This window comes from Acinetobacter sp. CIP 64.2 (assembly GCF_000369645.1).
Lineage (GTDB): Bacteria > Pseudomonadota > Gammaproteobacteria > Pseudomonadales > Moraxellaceae > Acinetobacter.
Window position 1 is genome coordinate 1 of sequence record NZ_KB850126.1, and the last position, 18,362, is coordinate 18,362.

An 18,362-nucleotide genomic window follows, 5' to 3' on the forward strand; every position below is an offset into this window, starting at 1 on the left:
TTGAGTTTGAAGCAATGTACTATGATAAGATTAACCCGTTAGGTCAGGTGGCTTAACTTAAATAAAAAAGTCTCCGACAAACCCGGTACGGTTCAACATTCATTTAACTGCTCATTTGGTTGCTCCTAATAGCGATCCAGATCAGCTCTATCAAAAGGCCTTAGACGTTCTAAAACATAATCATAGTATTACTGAAATTACGTTACAAATAGAAAGTAAGGAATGTAATACATTGGAACAGCATAAACATTAAAGTGCTGCTCTTTCTACATAATGGACAGATGACTAGGCTGATAAACCTTACCATTTTCCTGTATTACACTTCTATTGGCACTGTTGCAAATAACCACGAATGGTAAGCTGAAGACTGTTTTAGCTAAAGGTGCAGCATATGAATCCTTTCCATGGTCGGCATTTTCAGGGCGAAATCATTCTTTGGGCTGTGCGCTGGTATTGTAAATATGGCATTAGCTATCGTGAACTGCAGGAAATGCTGGCCGAACGGGGTGTGAATGTTGATCACACGACTATTTACCGTTGGGTTCAACGTTATGCTCCTGAAATAGAAAAACGTTTACGCTGGTATTGGCGTAATCCTACAGATCTGAGCTCGTGGCATATTGATGAAACCTATGTAAAAGTGAATGGACGATGGTCTTATCTGTATCGTGCAGTCGATCAACGTGGCGATACCATTGATTTTTATCTTTCTTCTAGACGTAATACCAAATCAGCATATTGTTTTCTTGGAAAAATTTTAAATAATGTGAAGAAGTGGCAAATTCCACAAGTGATCAACACGGATAAAGCACCCACATATGGACGTGCTTTATCACGGTTAAAACGGGAAGGTAAATGTCCACCAGACCTTGAGCACAGGCAGATTAAGTATAAAAATAACGTGATTGAATGTGATCATGGCAAGCTAAAGCGGATCATCAGGGCCACATTAGGATTCAAATCTATGAAGACGGCTTATGCCACAATTAAAGGTATTGAAGTCATGCGTGCACTACGTAAAGGACAAGCATCGTCATTTTATTATGGTCAGCCTCAGGGTGAAGTGTGTCTAATCAACAGGGTTTTCGGTCTCTAAGTACTTTTTAAAGGAAACATCATCGACTCAAATCTCTATTTGCAACAGTGCCGGTTTATTCATCTAGGAATTATACTGTGGAATAAGACCTTATCGGTAGGTTTGTGCAACAAAGCCGTTTTCAGCTTAAACCTGCACAACGTTTTACGGAATCAGATATTTCAGAAAAATATGAAATTAGCCGTACCCCCATTCGTCAGGCCTTGTATCGCTTTGAACAAGAAGGCTGCGTTAATGTACATTTCCGTAGCGGTTGGGAAGTCAAACCCTGGGATTTTAAATTTTATAATGAGCTGTTTGACTTGCGCATGATTTTAGAAAAAGAAGCAGTTAAACGCCTTTGTGAAATGGATCATGAAACATCGGAAGAGCTACAAGCGTTGAAGAGAATTTGGTTAGTTCCTGTGGAAGAGTATAAACAGGAAAGCAAGCAATTGATTTTTGTATTGCCTGAGTATCGTAGACAGGGAATCGCGACAGAGCTTTGCCAGTTGTTATTTGCATATGCACAGCAACAAAATATTCAGCATTTATATTTGCATACGCATCCATTTTTACCTGCGGCAGAAAAGTTTTAGCGGTTGCAAAGTTTTAGTACAGTCAGTCGTGAACAGCTAGGTATGTACGACACGATACATATGTTGAAAAGATTATGTTTATAAAACAATATGATTGTAGCATGTTGGGCTAAATCCTAAAAATTTGATAGAAAAATTAAATGTTGGCATTAATTTTGCATTTTGGTGAGAAGTATGAAACTCAGAGATATTTTTTGGTATGCAAAATCAACCTATGCAAGATACTTTTATTGAAAAGCCATCTTCTGCTGCAAACGAAACACTTGAAGACTATACTTTACGTTATGCTCCATATAGTTTCCGTCGTTGGAGTCCTAAAGTCGTCGCAATTACGGCATTAGGAGGTATTGCATATCTGGCAGACTTTTCGATTGGTGCTAGCATTGGTATGACATATGGGACAACGAATGCCATTTTTTCTATTTTATTTGCTGCACTTATTATCTTTTTAACAGGTCTTCCATTAGCTTATTATGCAGCTCGCTATAATATCGATTTAGATCTGATTACGCGTGGTGCTGGTTTTGGATATTTTGGATCGGTACTGACGAGTATTATTTTTGCAAGTTTTACTTTTATTTTCTTCGCTCTCGAAGGTTCTATCATGGCTCAAGGCTTATTGCTTGGGCTCGGAATTCCTTTATGGATGGGCTATCTCATTTCTACTATTATGGTTATTCCATTGGTCATTTATGGGATGAAAGCCTTAAGTACTTTACAAGTTTGGACCACACCTATCTGGTTGATCTTAATGATTGGCCCTGTTGCTTATTTGATTTATCAAGAACCTGAGCTTGTAAGTCAATTCGCTGCTTATGCTGGAAATGGTGGTTTTGCAGCAATAGATGTGGCTGCAATTATGTTGGGTGCTGGAATTTGTCTATCTTTAATTATGCAAATTGGTGAACAAATTGATTACCTACGTTTTATGCCTGCAAAAACTAAAGAAAATAGCAAAGCGTGGTGGATAGCTGTTATTTCAGCGGGTCCAGGTTGGGTAATTCTAGGCGCAATCAAACAAATTATTGGTGCTTTCCTTGGTTTTTATTTGCTGACTAAAATTCCTGGGGTTGATAGCACGGAACCTGTACAACAGTTTAACGCAGCTTTCCATGATATGCTTCCAGGTTGGTTTGCACTTACTTTAGCGGTAATTTTGGTTGTTATTTCACAAATCAAGATTAATGTAACGAATGCATATTCGGGTTCATTGGCATGGACCAGTGCTTATACACGTATCAGCAAGCATTATCCAGGTCGTATTGTATTTGTATTGGTTAACCTTGCAATTGCTCTTGCGTTGATGGAAGGTAATATGTTCGCAGTGCTTGGTAAGATTTTAGGTTTTTATTCTAATTTTGCCATTGCATGGGTTGTGGTTGTAGCGACTGATATCACAGTGAATAAATACTTATTGAAACTCTCTCCAAAAGAACCAGAGTATCGCCGTGATATGCTTTATAATATAAACCCAGTAGGTATGGTGTCATTTCTTGTCGCTGCAGGAGTCTCCATTGCAACCTTTTTTGGCATGTTGGGTGAATTTCTAATGCCATATTCACCTTTAATTGCTCTGATTTTGGGCTTTGTTTTGACTCCAATCATGGGTTTAATTACGAAAGGAAAATATTATATTAAAGCTACAGATGATGGGGTAAAAGAACCACGTTATGATGCTACTGGGCTACCTATAGCAACAGTTTATCATTGTGTGTCATGTGATGAAGATTATGAAAGACCTGATATTATGTATTCACATAAGCACAAAGGTGTTATTTGTTCTCTATGTAAGACTTTGGAAAAATAAATGATTTTTCAGATATCTGCTTTTTAATAAGCTGAATTTCGATCAAATCAATAACCCTGATGATTTTGCATCAGGGTTTTTTAATATTGATTGGGGAAAACTCTATAAAAAGTGCGGGAAAATCTATTCTAATCCAAAGAGTGGATACAACATCCATCTCGAATAACCCGACAGCTGCTATTTTTGTCTTAAATGTCCTGACATCATTTAAATGAGAAATCATATTTTCTTGAAGTTTTCATTTGGAGTTTCTGAGCAATATATACGCTTAAATGTGGTGTATGTAGAAAAATTGGTGCAATAATTGCTTTGAACGTTGGGGTGGTGCATTTTGTGAAAGCGATTTATATTTTGAATCAATTTGGATCAAAAGCAGTCCTAAAACAAAGTCAAGCATGGAGAAAAAATGGAAATTTATACTCAACGATTAGAAGTAGTTACAGAAAATTGTGACTTTGATGTCATTGAGCTGACTTTCGATACGCGCCAAAAGAGCCGTTTTCGTGCAACTTTAAAAAATGGGGTAGATATTGGTGCAGATTTGCCGCGTACAGGCATTTTACGCAGTGGATCATATATTTCGACGGAGAGCGGAAATATTCTTAAAGTTGAAGCGAAACCAGAAAAATTGATGAAAGTTTCGGCTCAGCAAGAGTTTTATTTATTAAAAGCTGCATATCATCTCGGCAATCGTCACGTTCCCTTAATGTTGACGCCAACAGCATTATATTTCGAACCAGATCATGTACTGGCTGAAATGGTAGTGGGTTTGGGATTAAACGTTGCAGAGGTAGATCATCCTTTTGAACCTGAAAGCGGTGCCTATGCACAACATCAACATGATCATCGCTTAAGCCCAATCAAGACTTTACATCATGTCCATTACTAATCTATCGCAACTACTCAGCCTGTTGACCTTGTCATCAACTGCGTTACCGATAGGAGCCTATTGCTATTCACAAGGTGTGGAAAGTGCTATTGATCGAGGGCTGATTCATGATGAAGCCTCCAGCATTGCTTATTTTGAAGAAGTGTTGGAAATGCTCTTGGTTCGTTTTGAGTTACCTGTGCTGAAACGTTTAATGCAATACAGTGATGATGAAGAAAATTTTACTTACTGGGCAAACTTTTACCGCGCCAGCCGTGAGAGTAAAGAGTTACTGGCGGAATCGAAGCAGTTGGCATTTTCTTTAAATGCATGGATTAGAGACGTATTAAAGCAACCCATTAAAGTGAAAAAACAGCTGGGCTTTGTTCCAGTGTATGGAAGCCTGTGTGGCACCTTGGGGCTAAATCAATCCGAAGTACTTACAGCGTATACCTTTACCGTTTTAGAAAATCAGGTCTTGGCGGCAGTCAAAACCGTACCACTTGGGCAAATGAGTGGTCAGCGTATTTTGTGGCATTTACATGCGCTTATTCCCGAAGCAATTGCGCGTGCACTGGAGCTGCAAGACACTGAAATCAGTAGTGCATTACCGCAATATGCCAAGCTGAGTATGCACCACGAGACCCAATATTCAAGACTATTCAGATCATAATTTTAAGAGGAAAAAACATGTCACAACGTAGTCCATTACGTGTAGGAATTGGTGGACCAGTCGGGTCAGGTAAAACAGCGCTAACTTTGAATTTATGTCAGGCTTTGCGTGAAAAATATAATATGGCAGTCGTCACCAATGACATTTATACCAAAGAAGATTCAAACTTTTTAACCCGTAATGAAGCCATGTCTCCAGAGCGTATTGTTGGGGTAGAAACTGGCGGTTGCCCGCATACCGCCATCCGTGAAGATGCGTCTATTAACCTCGCGGCAATTGATGACTTGTGCGAAAAGTTCGATGGGCTTGAGCTGATTATTATTGAAAGTGGTGGGGATAATTTAGCGGCTACGTTTAGTCCAGAACTTTCAGATTTAACCCTGTATGTGATTGATGTGGCAGGGGGAGAAAAGATTCCACGTAAAGGTGGTCCGGGCATTACCAAATCTGATTTGTTGATTATCAATAAAACAGACTTGGCACCAATGGTCGGTGCAAATTTAAGTGTGATGGATCAAGATGCTAAACGTATGCGTGGTGATAAGCCGTTCTTGTTTAGCAATATGAAAACCAAAGAAGGTCTGGAAATTATTATTTCGTTCATTGAAAAACAAGGTCTATTCAAAGCGTAATTCGGGGAAACACAATGACTTATTTAAAAAGAACTTTAGCCACTTTCGCCGCAGCTTTTCCAATGTGGGCAATGGCACATCCTGGTCATGAACAACAGAATAGTTTTTTAACGGGCTTTATTCATCCCTTTACTGGAATTGATCACCTCACGATGGCGATCGCTTTTGGTGTGCTGCTGTGGTCAGCGGCTAATCGATGGAAAGTAGGCGGATTGTTGGGTTTAGTTATTGCCATGATTGCAGGTTTTAGCCTTGGGCAATTGCATGTGGTGTCTGCGAATATTGCTGAATACGGCATTGTTTTCTCCTTATCTGTTCTTGCCATTGCCCTATGGACCAAAGCCAATCAACTATTTGCAGTTGCGACCATGGTTTTAGCAAGTTTTCATGGCATGGCGCATGGTGCCGAATTGAATCATTCAGGTCATGTGATCGGTTTAGTCTTCGGCATGGTTGTTGCAATGTCTTGCATCTACGCAGGTGGATTGGGTTTAGGTGCCTTGGTACAAAAATATGTGCCACATGGTAAGAAAATTGTCGGTGGAATTGCTGCAGTTGTTGCATTGATTGGTTTGGCTTAATGATATTCAGGTCATTTTGATGAACAAGTTTCAGCACACCAGATTATTGGTATTCATCACGCAGAGGAAGCATGCAGGATTTAACCGTCAGTCGAACGCATGATGCCCAATTATGGTTTGCCAAGTTGGAACTCGGCTTTCAGGCTCAAAAAGAGCCTGAATGCACAGTGTTACATCACCGCAAACATTATGGTCCAGTGCGGGTACAAAAAATGCTTTGGCCTGAAAAAACAGGGGTTTGCCATGCCATTATTGTGCATCCCCCTGCGGGCATTGCGGGTGGGGATCACCTGACTTTTGATATGTCTGTCGGCCCGCAGGCACATGCCTTAGTGACCACCCCTGGCGCAGGTAAATGGTACAAAACCAATGGTAAAAAGGCCTATCAGCATATCAATATAAGTTTAAATGCTAATGCTATTTTTGAATGGTTGCCGCAAGAAACCATGCTGTTTAATGGTGCGAATGCGCATTCAGAAACCATCATCCATTTGGATCAGGCAGCCAGTTTTATTGGTTGGGACATGTTGGTGATTGGTCGCCAAGCACGTGAAGAGCAATTTAGTGATGGTGCCTATATCAACATGTTCAAACTGTTTCGTAATCAGACTTTGTTGGTTGCCGATACCTTAAGTTTTAAGGGAAATGACCGTTGGTTAAGTTCATGCCTAGGCATGCATGGTCAATCTGTGATGGGAAGTTTCTGGGCCGTGCCTCCCGTGCAATATCGTGCCAGTCTAGATTTAGAAGAGCATCTGGATTTAATCCGTGAACTGATGATGCGTATGGATGTACCCGTCACCTTAACGGTTTTGGATGATGTAGTTTGTGCGCGCTATTTGGGGAATGATGTTCGGCAATGTCATGATGCTTTTGCTGCTATCAGAGCTAGATTAAGACGCTATTGGTACGATCTGGATGAAGAATTTCCTCGTATTTGGAGAACATAAAGTGATTTTAGCCTGTAGTTTCAAGACCAAATGACACAACGATTTTTGGTCATGCACGGCTCATGAGCGAAGCATCTCCACGTTTAAATAGGTAAAAGATATGGAATTAAATCCAACAGAAAAAGACAAACTTTTAATTTTTACCGCGGGCTTGGTTGCAGAGCGCCGTAAAGCACGTGGTTTAAAGCTGAATTATCCTGAAGCGATTGCGTATATTTCTGCTGCCTTGCTTGAAGGTGCACGCGATGGCATGAGCGTAAGCGAGTTGATGCACTACGGCACGACTTTACTGAGCCGCAATGATGTGATGGATGGCATTGCAGAAATGATTGTTGAAGTCCAAGTTGAAGCAACCTTTCCAGATGGCTCAAAACTGGTGACTGTACATCAACCGATTATGTAAAGAACTATAAGGAATAAAGATGATTCCAGGTGAAGTAATTACGCCAGATCGCGATATTGAGTTAAATGTTGGACGTGAAACCCTAAAAATAACGGTTGCGAACGCAGGGGATCGACCGATTCAAATTGGTTCGCATTTTCACTTTTATGAAGCCAATGATGCTTTGCAATTTGAGCGCGAGCGTGCCAAAGGCTACCGTTTGAATATTGCAGCGGGCACCGCAGTACGTTTTGAGCCGGGTCAGAGCCGAGATGTCGAATTGGTGGCACTAGCTGGAAAGCGTGAAGTGTATGGCTTTGCGGGTCGAGTGATGGGGAAACTTGACTAATTTAGGCTATCAAAATCTTTTTTAAGAATTTAGAGTAATCTATGATGAAAATGTCACGTCGTGCATATGCGGAAATGTTCGGACCAACCGTAGGGGATCGTGTTCGCTTGGCGGATACGGAACTTTTTATTGAAGTCGAACAAGACCTGACCACTTATGGTGAAGAAGTTAAATTCGGTGGCGGTAAAGTCATCCGAGATGGCATGGGGCAATCCCAATTATTGGCAGATGATGTTGCAGATACCGTCATTACCAATGCGCTCATTGTCGATTGGTGGGGCATTGTGAAAGCCGATGTCGGTTTAAAGAATGGTCGTATCTGGAAAATTGGTAAAGCAGGAAATCCAGATATACAACCCAATATTACCATTCCGTTGGGAGCTGCCACGGAAGTGATTGCGGGGGAAGGTCAAATTCTCACCGCAGGTGGCATTGACACACATATTCACTGGATTTGCCCGCAACAGGTAGAAACTGCACTCATGTCTGGTACAACCACCATGATTGGTGGCGGAACAGGTCCAGCAGCAGGGACATCTGCAACCACGGTTACACCGGGACCATGGCATATTGCGACCATGTTGCAAGCCATCGATGATTTACCCATGAATATTGGGCTATTGGGCAAAGGAAATTTGAGTTTGCCCGATCCTATCTGCGAACAGATTGAAGCAGGCGTCGTGGGTTTAAAGCTGCATGAAGACTGGGGTTCAACCCCTGCTGCCATCGATAACTGTTTAACGGTTGCCGATGAATACGATGTTCAGGTTGCCATTCATACCGATACTTTAAATGAAAGCGGATTCTTGGAAGAAACGCTGGCGGCATTTAAGCAACGCACCATTCACACCTATCATACCGAAGGTGCGGGTGGTGGACATGCCCCCGACATTTTAAAAGCCATTGGTCAAGCCAATGTGTTGCCATCTTCGACCAATCCCACCCGTCCTTATACCGTTAATACCATTGATGAGCATTTGGACATGCTGATGGTTTGTCATCATTTAGATCCTGCAATTTCAGAAGATGTTGCATTTGCCGAAAGTCGAATTCGTCGTGAAACCATTGCCGCCGAAGATATTTTGCAGGATTTGGGTGCAATTTCCATGATGTCGTCCGATTCACAGGCAATGGGGCGTGTGGGTGAAGTGATTATACGTACATGGCAAACGGCACATAAAATGAAAGTACAGCGTGGACCGCTGGAAGGTGATACGCCACATACCGATAATCAGCGGGTTAAACGTTATATTGCGAAATATACAATTAACCCTGCCATTACCCACGGTTTAAGTCATGAAGTCGGCTCGGTCGAAGAAGGCAAGCTGGCAGACTTGGTGCTGTGGAAACCTGCATTTTTTGGTGTTAAACCTGCCATGATTATTAAAGGCGGTATGATTGCAGCAGCGCCAATGGGTGACATCAATGCGTCCATTCCAACACCACAGCCTGTGCATTACCGTCCCATGTTTGGCGCAAATGCGCGCGGTGCACATAACACCTGTATTACCTTCTTGTCTCAGGCAGGAATTAACAATGGCGTAGCGGAAAAATTAGGTCTGAAGAAAATCATTTCTGCATGTAAAAACACACGCAATATTTCAAAAGTCGATATGAAGCACAACACCTATACACCAGTGATGGAAGTTGATCCGGAAATCTACGAAGTACGGGCAGATGGCGTGCATTTAACTTGTGAGCCAGCAGAGGTATTACCAATGGCTCAGCGTTATTTTTTATTTTAAAGATTATCTTTTTAAGACCTAAAATATTCAGTCTGCGGATCATGTTTGGTGTGATGCAGACTTTAATGATTGATATTGTAAGAGTATTGTAGCTCTGATGATATTGCATGTGCAAAGCGGAAACATGTAAGGAGATGCTTAGATAACATTATGGAATAAAGTCAGTGAGAATTAAGTTCAAGTCTACTTTAAAAATAATTTATCGGCTGAAATTATTAATTATGTAAAATCATCTTATTTGGTACGTAATTTGCTTAACTAGAAAATTAGCTCTTAAAGAGATTTCTTTAATGAAGACTTCATTTCAAGCAAAGCGTATTGGTTTTTTACTTCTTGATGGATTTTCAATGATAGCATTTTCAAATGCTGTTGAGGTCTTTCGAATGGCAAATTATGTTGAAAAAAGTCATTTATACCAATGGAATGTGACAGGTTTAGATGGGCATCATACTTGTGCTAGCAATGGTTTGCAGGTGCAGCATACTTGCAAAATCCAGCATCTTTTTGAAATGGATATTGTGTTTATTTGCGGTGGTTTTCAGCTTTTTAAGTTGAATAACCCATTACATAAAATTTTTTTGAAGCGTTTAGATCAGGCGAATATTGCTTTAGGTGGGATTTGTACTGGTGCATATGTGTTGGCAAGTGCAGATCTATTGAATGGTTATCAAGCGAGTTTACATTGGGAAAACTCTTTAGCTGCACAAGAAGAATTTCCGCAAGTTAATTTTAATCCACATATTTTTAGTTTGGATCGGAACCGATTTACCTGCTCGGGGGGGCTTGCATCTATAGATATGTGTTTGCAACTCGTGGAGCAACATTACGATGCCAATTTAGCCAAGAGAATTTGTGAACAATTTATTGTACATCACTTGCGTGAAAATACGGATATTCAACACCAACCCATCTCGAAGCAGGGTAAAGATATTCATCCTCTTGTCAAAGAGGCAATTCGTTTAATGGAAAATAATATTAATGAACCATTAAATATTTTAGAAATTTGTCATTTGATTCATAGTCAAACACGAACGTTAGAACGCTCATTTCAAATGCATTTCGACTGTTCTCCCAAAGAATATTATTTAAATATACGCTTAACACATGCACAAAATTTATTGAAACAATCTTCTATGAGCGTCTCTAATGTAGCATTAGCCTGCGGTTTTGCTAATGCGTCTAGTTTTAATAAAGCCTATAAAAACCAATTTAATTATTCTCCGAAAAATGAACGTGGCATTTTGGAATTAGCTTATTAATTTGTCGAATTTTGACAATTTTTTAGCGATTTTGGAAAAAAACAACGTTTCAAAAATACCTATGCTTGATTCATACAGACACACAACATGAAAGGTATTAGTGATGAATATTCAAGCAAATATGGTGAAAGATACGTTACCTGCACTTTTAACGATTGAAAATGGTAAAAAAGTGCAGTCAACTTTCTCAAAACAAGAATATGAAAACCGTCATAGAAAATTACGTCAAATGATGGCGGATCAAGAAGTTGATTCAGTTTTATTCAGCTCTATGCATAACATCAACTATTACGTTGATTTCCTGTATTGCTCATTTGGTCGCTTTTTTGGTGTAGTAGTTACAGATCAAAAAGTGGTGAGTATTTCCGCCAATATTGATGGTGGTCAACCTTGGCGTCGTACAGTAGGTGACTACAATGTGGTCTATACCGATTGGCAGCGTGATAACTATTTCCGTGCTGTTGCACAAGAAATTCCCAACAAAGGTCGTGTAGGGGTTGAGTTTGACCATCTGCCGATTGAGCGATTAAACAAGCTGAAAGCATTCTTACCAAATGTTGAGTTTGTCGATATTAGTGCCACTTGTATGAAGCTGCGTATGGTGAAATCTATCGAAGAAATTGCGCACATTAAACAAGGAGCAGCCGTATGTGATATTGGCGGTTTTGCATTAACTGCGGCTATCAAAGAAGGTGTGCACGAGCACGAAGTCGCGTTGGCATCGACACAAGCGATGGTGCGTGAAATTGCTAAACGTTTTCCGCATTCAGAATTAATGGATACTTGGACTTGGTTCCAATCGGGCATTAATACTGATGGTGCACACAATCCTGTGACTACTCGTCAAGTGCAAAAAGGCGATATTTTAAGTCTGAACTGCTTCTCAATGATCGCGGGTTATTACACTGCACTTGAACGGACTCAGTTCTTTGACCACTGTGATGATGCTTCATTAAAAATTTGGCAAGCGAATGTCAAAGTGCATGAGGCAGGTTTGAAACTGATTCAACCTGGTGCACGGTGCTGCGATATTGCTAACGAATTAAATGAAATTTACCTTGAAGAAGGTTTGCTTCAATACCGTACTTTTGGTTATGGACATTCATTCGGCGTACTTTCCCACTACTATGGTCGTGAAGCTGGTTTAGAGCTTCGTGAAGATATTGATACCGTGATTGAACCTGGAATGGTGATTTCAATGGAACCTATGCTTATGTTGCCACAAGGTATGGCAGGTGCGGGCGGTTATCGTGAACACGACATTTTGGTGGTGACTGAATCAGGCACTGAAAATATCACTAAATTCCCTTATGGCCCTGAACACAACATTATCAAGGCATAAGTTACAAGGCATCCCAAATCGGGATGCCTTTTTTGGTGGAGAAAATAATATGAATGAAAAAGCTAAATCTGATCAAAACACTTTAAAACGCGTTGCTACTGCAAGTTTTATTGGTAACTTTGTTGAATGGTTTGATTATGCTGCTTATGGTTTTTTAGCCACTGTGATTGCTTTGGTTTTCTTTCCAAGTAGTGATCCTGTAGTTGCATTAATGTCAACCTACGCCATCTTTGCTTTGTCCTTTATTGTTCGGCCTTTTGGTGGAATTTTCTGGGGATATGTTGGTGATAAATATGGGCGAAAACATGCACTGTCTTGGTCAATTATGATTATGACATTGGCAACTATGTGTATTGCGCTCTTACCAAATTATGCTTCTATTGGAATATTTGCACCACTTTTATTGCTTTTCTTTCGGATGATTCAAGGCTTTTCCGCTTCAGGTGAGTATGCTGGTGCATCTAACTTTTTAGCTGAATACGCACCTAAAAATAAAAAGGGCTTATATACCAGCTTAGTGCCAGCCAGTACAGCCGCAGGTTTATTGTTGGGTTCATTGATGTCAGCTGCCATGTTTGCATGGATGTCAGAATCATTCTTATATGAATACGGCTGGAGAATACCATTCTTATTGGCTGCGCCACTGGGTTTAATTGGTCGTTTCATTCGTCTAAAACTTGAAGATACCCCCGAATTTCTGGCACATCAAAAAACGAGCCATAAAGAAACTTTCCCGATTAAAGCATTATTTACAGAATACCGTCAGCCATTATTTAAAGCGTTTGCAATCGCATCTTTAAATGCGACTGCGTTCTACTTAATTTTTAGCTATATGCCAAATTATTTGTCGACTGAATTAGGGGTAAATAAAACCGAATCTTTTATTTCAGGGGCTATTTCTTTAGCATTTTACATCGGCATTGTATTTATGATGGGTAAATATTCTGACCGTATGGGCCGCAATAAAATGTTAGCTATGGCATGTATAGGCTTTATAATTTTAACTTTCCCACTGTTCTATTTCTTATCTGATACATCATTTATTGGCATGATTATCATTCAATTGGTTTTCTGTAGCCTACTTGCGATGAATGATGGCAGTTTGCCTGCATACCTCACTGAGCTTTTCCCTGTGCATGTGCGTTATACCGGTTTTGCATTTAGTTTTAATACAGCGAATGCACTGCTGGGCGGTACGATTCCACTACTTGCAACATGGTTGATTCATAGTACAGGCAGTACTTTCGCACCAGCCTTTATTTTAATTGTGATTGCCTTATTTAGCATGAGCGTATTGGTTCAGAGCAATAAAGCGAAACTTGTCACGGTCTAATCCTCTTGGATGAGACCTTTGTAAATTTGTTATAGGGAACAAAAATATGAATACACAATCACAATGGTTTGGTGCTTTATTGGTCATTATGGGGGCAGTTGGTTGGGGGACTTTAGGCATTGCCAGTACCCAATTGGCAAATGCAGGCTTGAGTAATAGTTCAGTAACAGGATTGCGGATTGTCGGTACATTTATTTGTTTATTGGCCTTTTTACCTTTTCTTTATAAGGTTTTACGAACACTGCAATTTCAAGATATTCCTAAATTGGTCATTCAATCATTACTCGGTATGCTTGGAATGACTTTCTGTTATTTTAATGCTGTACAACATGTAGGACCAGCCATAGCAGTAGCATTGCTTTATACTGCACCTATTTGGAGTGTGGTACTTTCTTTTATTTTTTTGAAAGAGCGAATAACGTTAAAGTCAATGATGCTCACTCTTGTGGCTGTGAGTGGTGTTGCATGTATGATGCTTGGTGATAATCAGCTCAATATGACGGGGGTTCTATTTGGTTTAGCCTCAGGCATTTGTTATGCTGCTTATGGGGTGATTGGTAAAGATATTATTGACCACTATAGCCCGACTTTTTTATTGTTCAGTTCAATGATGGTTAGTGCGCTTGCGATTTTTCCCTTTATTCACTTCCAAGAAATTGAAAGTCTGGTCTCGAATATAGACTTCAATATTGTGATTGCCTGTATCTTATTAATTGTGTTTGGGACGTTATTACCTTTTACTTTATATACCTATGGATTGAAGTATTTAAAGGCATCACAAGCTTCTATTTATACTATTTTTGAACCATTAACAGCAGTCATTCTTGCCAGCCTGTTCGCCAATGTACAGCTTTCCAATGCGCAGATATTTGGAGTAATTTTGATTATTAGCGTGTCATTGCTCAATGTGTTTTTAGGCAAAGCCGATCTCATTCCCGAAAAAGTTTATTCCACTCATTAATTTTTTACATATAACACTAAATATAAAAAAAGTGGATGAATAAATTTCTAAGTTATTGTTTTAGCTTGATGCTTGTTTTGTATGGAGATAAAAGTAACTTTTGATTACTGGTTTTTACCTTAAATATACCGACTGAACGATTCATTTAAATGCTATGAATACATGAGTTTTACAGTTTGACTAGGTCAGCATGAGTACTTTCCACAAGATTTAAGATCGACCATGCCAGAGTTGAATAAGTTGATGCAGGAAGCAACCCAAGTAGATGTATTACTTGTTGAAAGTGGGGATCGGTTATCAAGACTAACCCAACACGATTTCAATAAGCTAAAGAAAAGAATCCAAGAGAAAGAGCTCCGTTTTGTTGTCGCTACCTTCCGACTACTCACCAACTAATCCAAACCAATGACAGCATCACTAGTTCGATCTTAGATCTCATCAACAAAATTCTGATTGATCTGTTGGCTGTAGTATAGCTACCGTCTATCGAGTAGCCAAGTCTAATTAATCAAGCACACATAAAAGCACATTTAAAGGTGCTTTTATGTGTGCTATAGTTAGTCTACTGAATAGGAGTTTCCTTTGGAATGTCATACTACTTGGACTGAGACAGAAGGATCTCGTTTACGACGAAAGGATTAAGTTCGTATGCAAGAACTCAAACGTCTATTTGATTTGATGGACGAACAAGAGTTGGAGCAGAAGACTTTGGGAGTAAAGCTAGAGAGCTCTGAGAGTACTTTCATGGGATGACTTTGAGGATATTCATGTTTGCCCAGCGTTAGATGATCTAGAAAGAGGGTATTATCTTCGGTCATATCAGATTGATATAAATCGTATTGCTGAGCATCGTAAGTGGTTGTCTGCACTCCGTTCAGCAATGTCATATCTTACAAAAACACTGTTTGTCACTGATTCATCGCTGCTAATTAAATTAAGATCAACTTTGTCTAGATATGCTGAAATTAGCTACCCTAATCTACTCATTGTGATTCAACCTAAACTCCAAACACTAAACGCTATAAATACTTAAATGCTATAGAGGCTTAAAAATGACTCAATTAATCCATGCACGAATGACTGCAAGTATTACTGAACTCAAAAAGAGTCCGATGGATACAGTGTTGGCAGGCAGAGGTGAGCCTGTTGCAATACTCAATCGTAATACACCAGCGTTTTACTGTGTTCCGGCTGATCTGTATGAAACGATGATGGAACAACTAGAAGACCTAGAATTGAATAAGATTGCAGATACTCGTGCGAATCAAAAACGCATTCGAGTAAATATTGATGACCTATAAGTTAGATTTTTTAGAAGAAGCATTAGCAGAATGGAACAAGCTGAATCCAAGTATTAAGCAGCCATTGAAGAAGAAGTTGATCAAGGTTTTGGAGAATCCTCGCATTCCCAAAAACAAGCTGTCAGGACATCCTAATCGCTACAAGATCAAACTTCGCAGCATTGGTTATCGCTTGGTTTATGAAGTCATTGATGATGAAGTAGTTATACTCGTGATTGCTGTAGGCAGACGTGAAAACAATGCTGTCTATGATGATGCCAACTCTCGTTATTCATAAATGATGTAATGCCCATCAGCAGATAGTGTCTATGGAAACACTCAAAGAAGGTAAGTTTCAGTAACATACTCATCTTATTTGGTAACGACAGTAAGTTTCCTGTCCGAGCTGAACCAAATAAGAGTAAAGGTGGCGGTAATACTAGTATCTCTGAGCCATACAAAGCCAATCCCTCGAAACTCAAGTATTACGATAAGTTCGGTATCTCAAAGATATACGACAAGTAATGTCATTGAACCGTACCGGGTTTGTCGGAGAGTCAATATTCTGAGAGACTATCCCGATGACAAAACCAAACTATACCCCCGAAATTAGAGAAAGAGCGGTTCAATTACTAATTGAATCTGAAAAAGATTATCCTTCTACTTGGGCAGCAATCACAGCTATTGCTCCTAAAATCGGTTGTACTCCTGAAACATTGCGTGTTTGGTATTTAAAGCATCTGGATCAACTAAATCCTGCCAAAGTACAACAGATATCTGACCAAGAAAAAATGAAGCAAATGGAACGTGAAATTAAAGAATTAAAACGTGCCAATGAAATTCTACGTAAAGCAGCCGCTTTTTTCGCCCAGGCGGAGCTCGACCGCCCACACAAATAATGGTGGATTTTATCCATAACAATAAAGATCGATATGGTGTTGAAGCGATTTGTAGAATTTTACCGATTGCACCTTCAACCTATTACCGAACTTTAGATCTCACTGACAATCCAGAACATCGAGCGAAACGAGATCTACATGATGAGTATCATGCTGAACAAATTAAACGAATTTGGAAAGAAAGTTCAGGTCGATATGGTGTACGTAAAGTTTGGCAAAAATTGAAACGTGAGGGTTATGTTATTGCACGTTGTACAGTTGCTCGATTGATGCAAAAGCTAGGTATACAAGGTGTTTGGCGTGGTAAGAATAAACAAACCACCCGTAACCGAGATGACCAAAAACGGGCAGATGATTTAGTGAAACGTAATTTTAATGCTGATCATCCAAACCAACTATGGGTGGGTGACTTTACGTATATTCAAACTCATTCAGGCTGGGTATATACCGCATTTGTTATTGATGTGTTCTCACGAGCAATTGTTGGATGGAAAGTATCTACACGGATGAATACAGATATGGTGCTTGATGCATTAGAGCAAGCATTGCATGATCGAGGCATGCCAAAGAATGTGATTCATCATTCCGACAGAGGTGTGCAATATCTTTCCATTCGCTATACCAATCGTTTAGAAGCAGCAAATTTACGAGCATCAGTCGGTACAACGGGTGATTCATACGATAATGCTCTGGCTGAAACGGTGAATGGCTTATACAAAACAGAGGTGATTGAATATTTAAAAGCAGATTGGCAAGGTTTAGCAGATGTACAACTTGCGACACTAAACTGGGTAGATTGGTTCAATAAAAAGCGTGTACACAGTGCACTGGGTTATGTATCGCCTTTTGAGTTTGAAGCAATGTACTATGATAAGATTAACCCGTTAGGTCAGGTGGCTTAACTTAAATAAAAAAGTCTCCGACAAACCCGGTACGGTTCAGTCATGTACCACATGACCTTTCAATGTATGAAAAAAGCTTTCGGTCACTGCATTATCCCAACAATTCCCTCTGCGTGACATGCTTTGAATACAGTTATTCGTTAATAATAGCGTTCTAAAATCACGACTACAGTACTGTGAGCCTTGATCCGAATGTACCATGACACCCGTTGGATACCCCTGACGAGCCATTGCATAATGAAACGCATCACACACCAATTGACGGTCTATTCGATGGCTGGTTTGCCACCCCACAATACGACGACTAAATAGATCCAGCATCACACATAAATACAGCCAACCTTACCGTGTACTTTTCTTGGCATGATCTGTCAGAAAGTACATATGCGCTTTTTTTAAGATGTCATTGACCTCAGCTGTTGAATAGGCACAAGGACAGAGCCTAATCGTTTATTCTAAACCACTTCATTTTGCTGTAGCCCAGCGAGTTTATTGAATAGGCTGTAGCCCAATAAGCTGATGTTTCTTTATGACTTCGTTGTATAAGAGAATCTTCAATCTGCTGATTCTTAAGGATTTACCCCAGTCTTTATTAAAAAATAGATTAAATAAAATCATGGTGTTAGATTTGTATCTAACAAAGCCATAAACTATTGGTAAGAAATAAAAAAGTCATTAATTTGAAGTCGACTCTTTACATTAGAGAGTTGACTTCAACGTGATTT

18 protein-coding genes, 3 pseudogenes and 1 other annotated feature are annotated in these 18,362 nt (G+C 39.8%); of the genes and pseudogenes, 20 read left to right on the plus strand and 1 reads right to left on the minus strand.

Features of this window, described 5'->3' with window-relative positions:
* Positions 1 to 94 precede the first annotated feature (94 nt).
* The 20 genes and pseudogenes from F895_RS19995 to F895_RS00335 all read left to right on the plus strand — a co-directional run.
* Positions 95 to 253 (plus strand): annotated as a pseudogene (locus F895_RS19995) (cation transporter); the annotation flags it as partial.
* 138 nt (positions 254 to 391) lie between these two features.
* On the plus strand, positions 392 to 1,096 hold the full coding sequence (locus tag F895_RS00425) for an IS6-like element IS1006 family transposase (protein WP_001067784.1): 705 nt from the start codon (positions 392 to 394) through the stop codon (positions 1,094 to 1,096).
* 104 nt (positions 1,097 to 1,200) lie between these two features.
* Positions 1,201 to 1,674, plus strand: coding sequence for a GNAT family N-acetyltransferase (locus tag F895_RS00420; protein ID WP_005244902.1), 474 nt, complete (start codon positions 1,201 to 1,203; stop codon positions 1,672 to 1,674).
* A gap of 199 nt (positions 1,675 to 1,873) precedes the next feature.
* Entirely contained in the window at positions 1,874 to 3,481 is a 1,608-nt protein-coding gene (locus F895_RS00415) for a purine-cytosine permease family protein (RefSeq protein WP_005244903.1), read from the plus strand.
* A gap of 406 nt (positions 3,482 to 3,887) precedes the next feature.
* Positions 3,888 to 4,370: an urease accessory protein UreE gene (gene ureE, locus F895_RS00410; protein WP_005244904.1), complete on the plus strand. Its 483-nt coding sequence runs from the start codon at positions 3,888 to 3,890 to the stop codon at positions 4,368 to 4,370.
* A complete protein-coding gene (locus F895_RS00405; RefSeq protein WP_005244905.1) occupies positions 4,357 to 5,022 on the plus strand; it encodes an urease accessory protein UreF in 666 nt (221 codons plus the stop codon). The genes ureE and F895_RS00405 overlap by 14 nt, the downstream gene beginning before the upstream one ends.
* 17 nt (positions 5,023 to 5,039) lie before the next feature.
* Complete coding sequence (ureG, locus tag F895_RS00400) at positions 5,040 to 5,654, plus strand: urease accessory protein UreG (RefSeq protein WP_005100598.1); 615 nt, start codon at positions 5,040 to 5,042, stop codon at positions 5,652 to 5,654.
* Between the two features lie 14 nt (positions 5,655 to 5,668).
* Entirely contained in the window at positions 5,669 to 6,235 is a 567-nt protein-coding gene (locus F895_RS00395) for a HupE/UreJ family protein (RefSeq protein ID WP_005244906.1), read from the plus strand.
* Positions 6,236 to 6,306: 71 nt separating this feature from the next.
* Positions 6,307 to 7,185: an urease accessory protein UreD gene (locus F895_RS00390; RefSeq protein WP_005244908.1), complete on the plus strand. Its 879-nt coding sequence runs from the start codon at positions 6,307 to 6,309 to the stop codon at positions 7,183 to 7,185.
* 100 nt (positions 7,186 to 7,285) lie between these two features.
* Entirely contained in the window at positions 7,286 to 7,588 is a 303-nt protein-coding gene (ureA, locus tag F895_RS00385) for an urease subunit gamma (RefSeq protein WP_000422459.1), read from the plus strand.
* A 19-nt stretch (positions 7,589 to 7,607) separates the two neighbouring features.
* Entirely contained in the window at positions 7,608 to 7,916 is a 309-nt protein-coding gene (locus F895_RS00380; RefSeq protein ID WP_005244909.1) for an urease subunit beta, read from the plus strand.
* A gap of 44 nt (positions 7,917 to 7,960) precedes the next feature.
* Positions 7,961 to 9,661, plus strand: a complete 1,701-nt coding sequence (gene ureC, locus F895_RS00375; protein WP_005403777.1) for an urease subunit alpha — start codon at positions 7,961 to 7,963, stop codon at positions 9,659 to 9,661.
* 290 nt (positions 9,662 to 9,951) lie between these two features.
* Positions 9,952 to 10,920 carry a GlxA family transcriptional regulator gene (locus tag F895_RS00370; RefSeq protein ID WP_005244913.1) on the plus strand — a complete coding sequence of 323 codons (969 nt, stop codon included), beginning with the start codon at positions 9,952 to 9,954 and terminating at the stop codon, positions 10,918 to 10,920.
* Positions 10,921 to 11,023: 103 nt separating this feature from the next.
* On the plus strand, positions 11,024 to 12,262 hold the full coding sequence (locus F895_RS00365; protein WP_005244916.1) for a M24 family metallopeptidase: 1,239 nt from the start codon (positions 11,024 to 11,026) through the stop codon (positions 12,260 to 12,262).
* A 49-nt stretch (positions 12,263 to 12,311) separates the two neighbouring features.
* Positions 12,312 to 13,595: an MFS transporter gene (locus tag F895_RS00360; RefSeq protein WP_005244918.1), complete on the plus strand. Its 1,284-nt coding sequence runs from the start codon at positions 12,312 to 12,314 to the stop codon at positions 13,593 to 13,595.
* 46 nt (positions 13,596 to 13,641) lie between these two features.
* Positions 13,642 to 14,556: a DMT family transporter gene (locus F895_RS00355; protein WP_005244920.1), complete on the plus strand. Its 915-nt coding sequence runs from the start codon at positions 13,642 to 13,644 to the stop codon at positions 14,554 to 14,556.
* 225 nt (positions 14,557 to 14,781) lie between these two features.
* Positions 14,782 to 15,029: pseudogene (locus tag F895_RS19770) on the plus strand (recombinase family protein); the annotation flags it as partial.
* Positions 15,030 to 15,608: 579 nt separating this feature from the next.
* Positions 15,609 to 15,857, plus strand: a complete 249-nt coding sequence (locus F895_RS00350) for a type II toxin-antitoxin system Phd/YefM family antitoxin (protein WP_005244923.1) — start codon at positions 15,609 to 15,611, stop codon at positions 15,855 to 15,857.
* Positions 15,847 to 16,134 carry a type II toxin-antitoxin system RelE family toxin gene (locus F895_RS00345; RefSeq protein ID WP_005244925.1) on the plus strand — a complete coding sequence of 96 codons (288 nt, stop codon included), beginning with the start codon at positions 15,847 to 15,849 and terminating at the stop codon, positions 16,132 to 16,134. The genes F895_RS00350 and F895_RS00345 overlap by 11 nt, the downstream gene beginning before the upstream one ends.
* Before the next feature lie 283 nt (positions 16,135 to 16,417).
* A protein-coding gene (locus tag F895_RS00335; RefSeq protein ID WP_087486619.1) for an IS3-like element ISAba19 family transposase occupies positions 16,418 to 17,637 on the plus strand; the annotation gives its coding sequence in 2 pieces (ribosomal slippage) (positions 16,418 to 16,694 and positions 16,694 to 17,637; 1,221 coding nt in all).
* Positions 16,693 to 16,809: a sequence feature (AL1L pseudoknot), on the plus strand. Its footprint overlaps the gene before it by 117 nt.
* A gap of 39 nt (positions 17,638 to 17,676) precedes the next feature.
* Here F895_RS00335 and F895_RS00330 read toward each other — a convergent pair.
* Positions 17,677 to 17,979, minus strand: a pseudogene (locus F895_RS00330) (DDE-type integrase/transposase/recombinase); the annotation flags it as partial.
* Positions 17,980 to 18,362 lie beyond the last annotated feature (383 nt).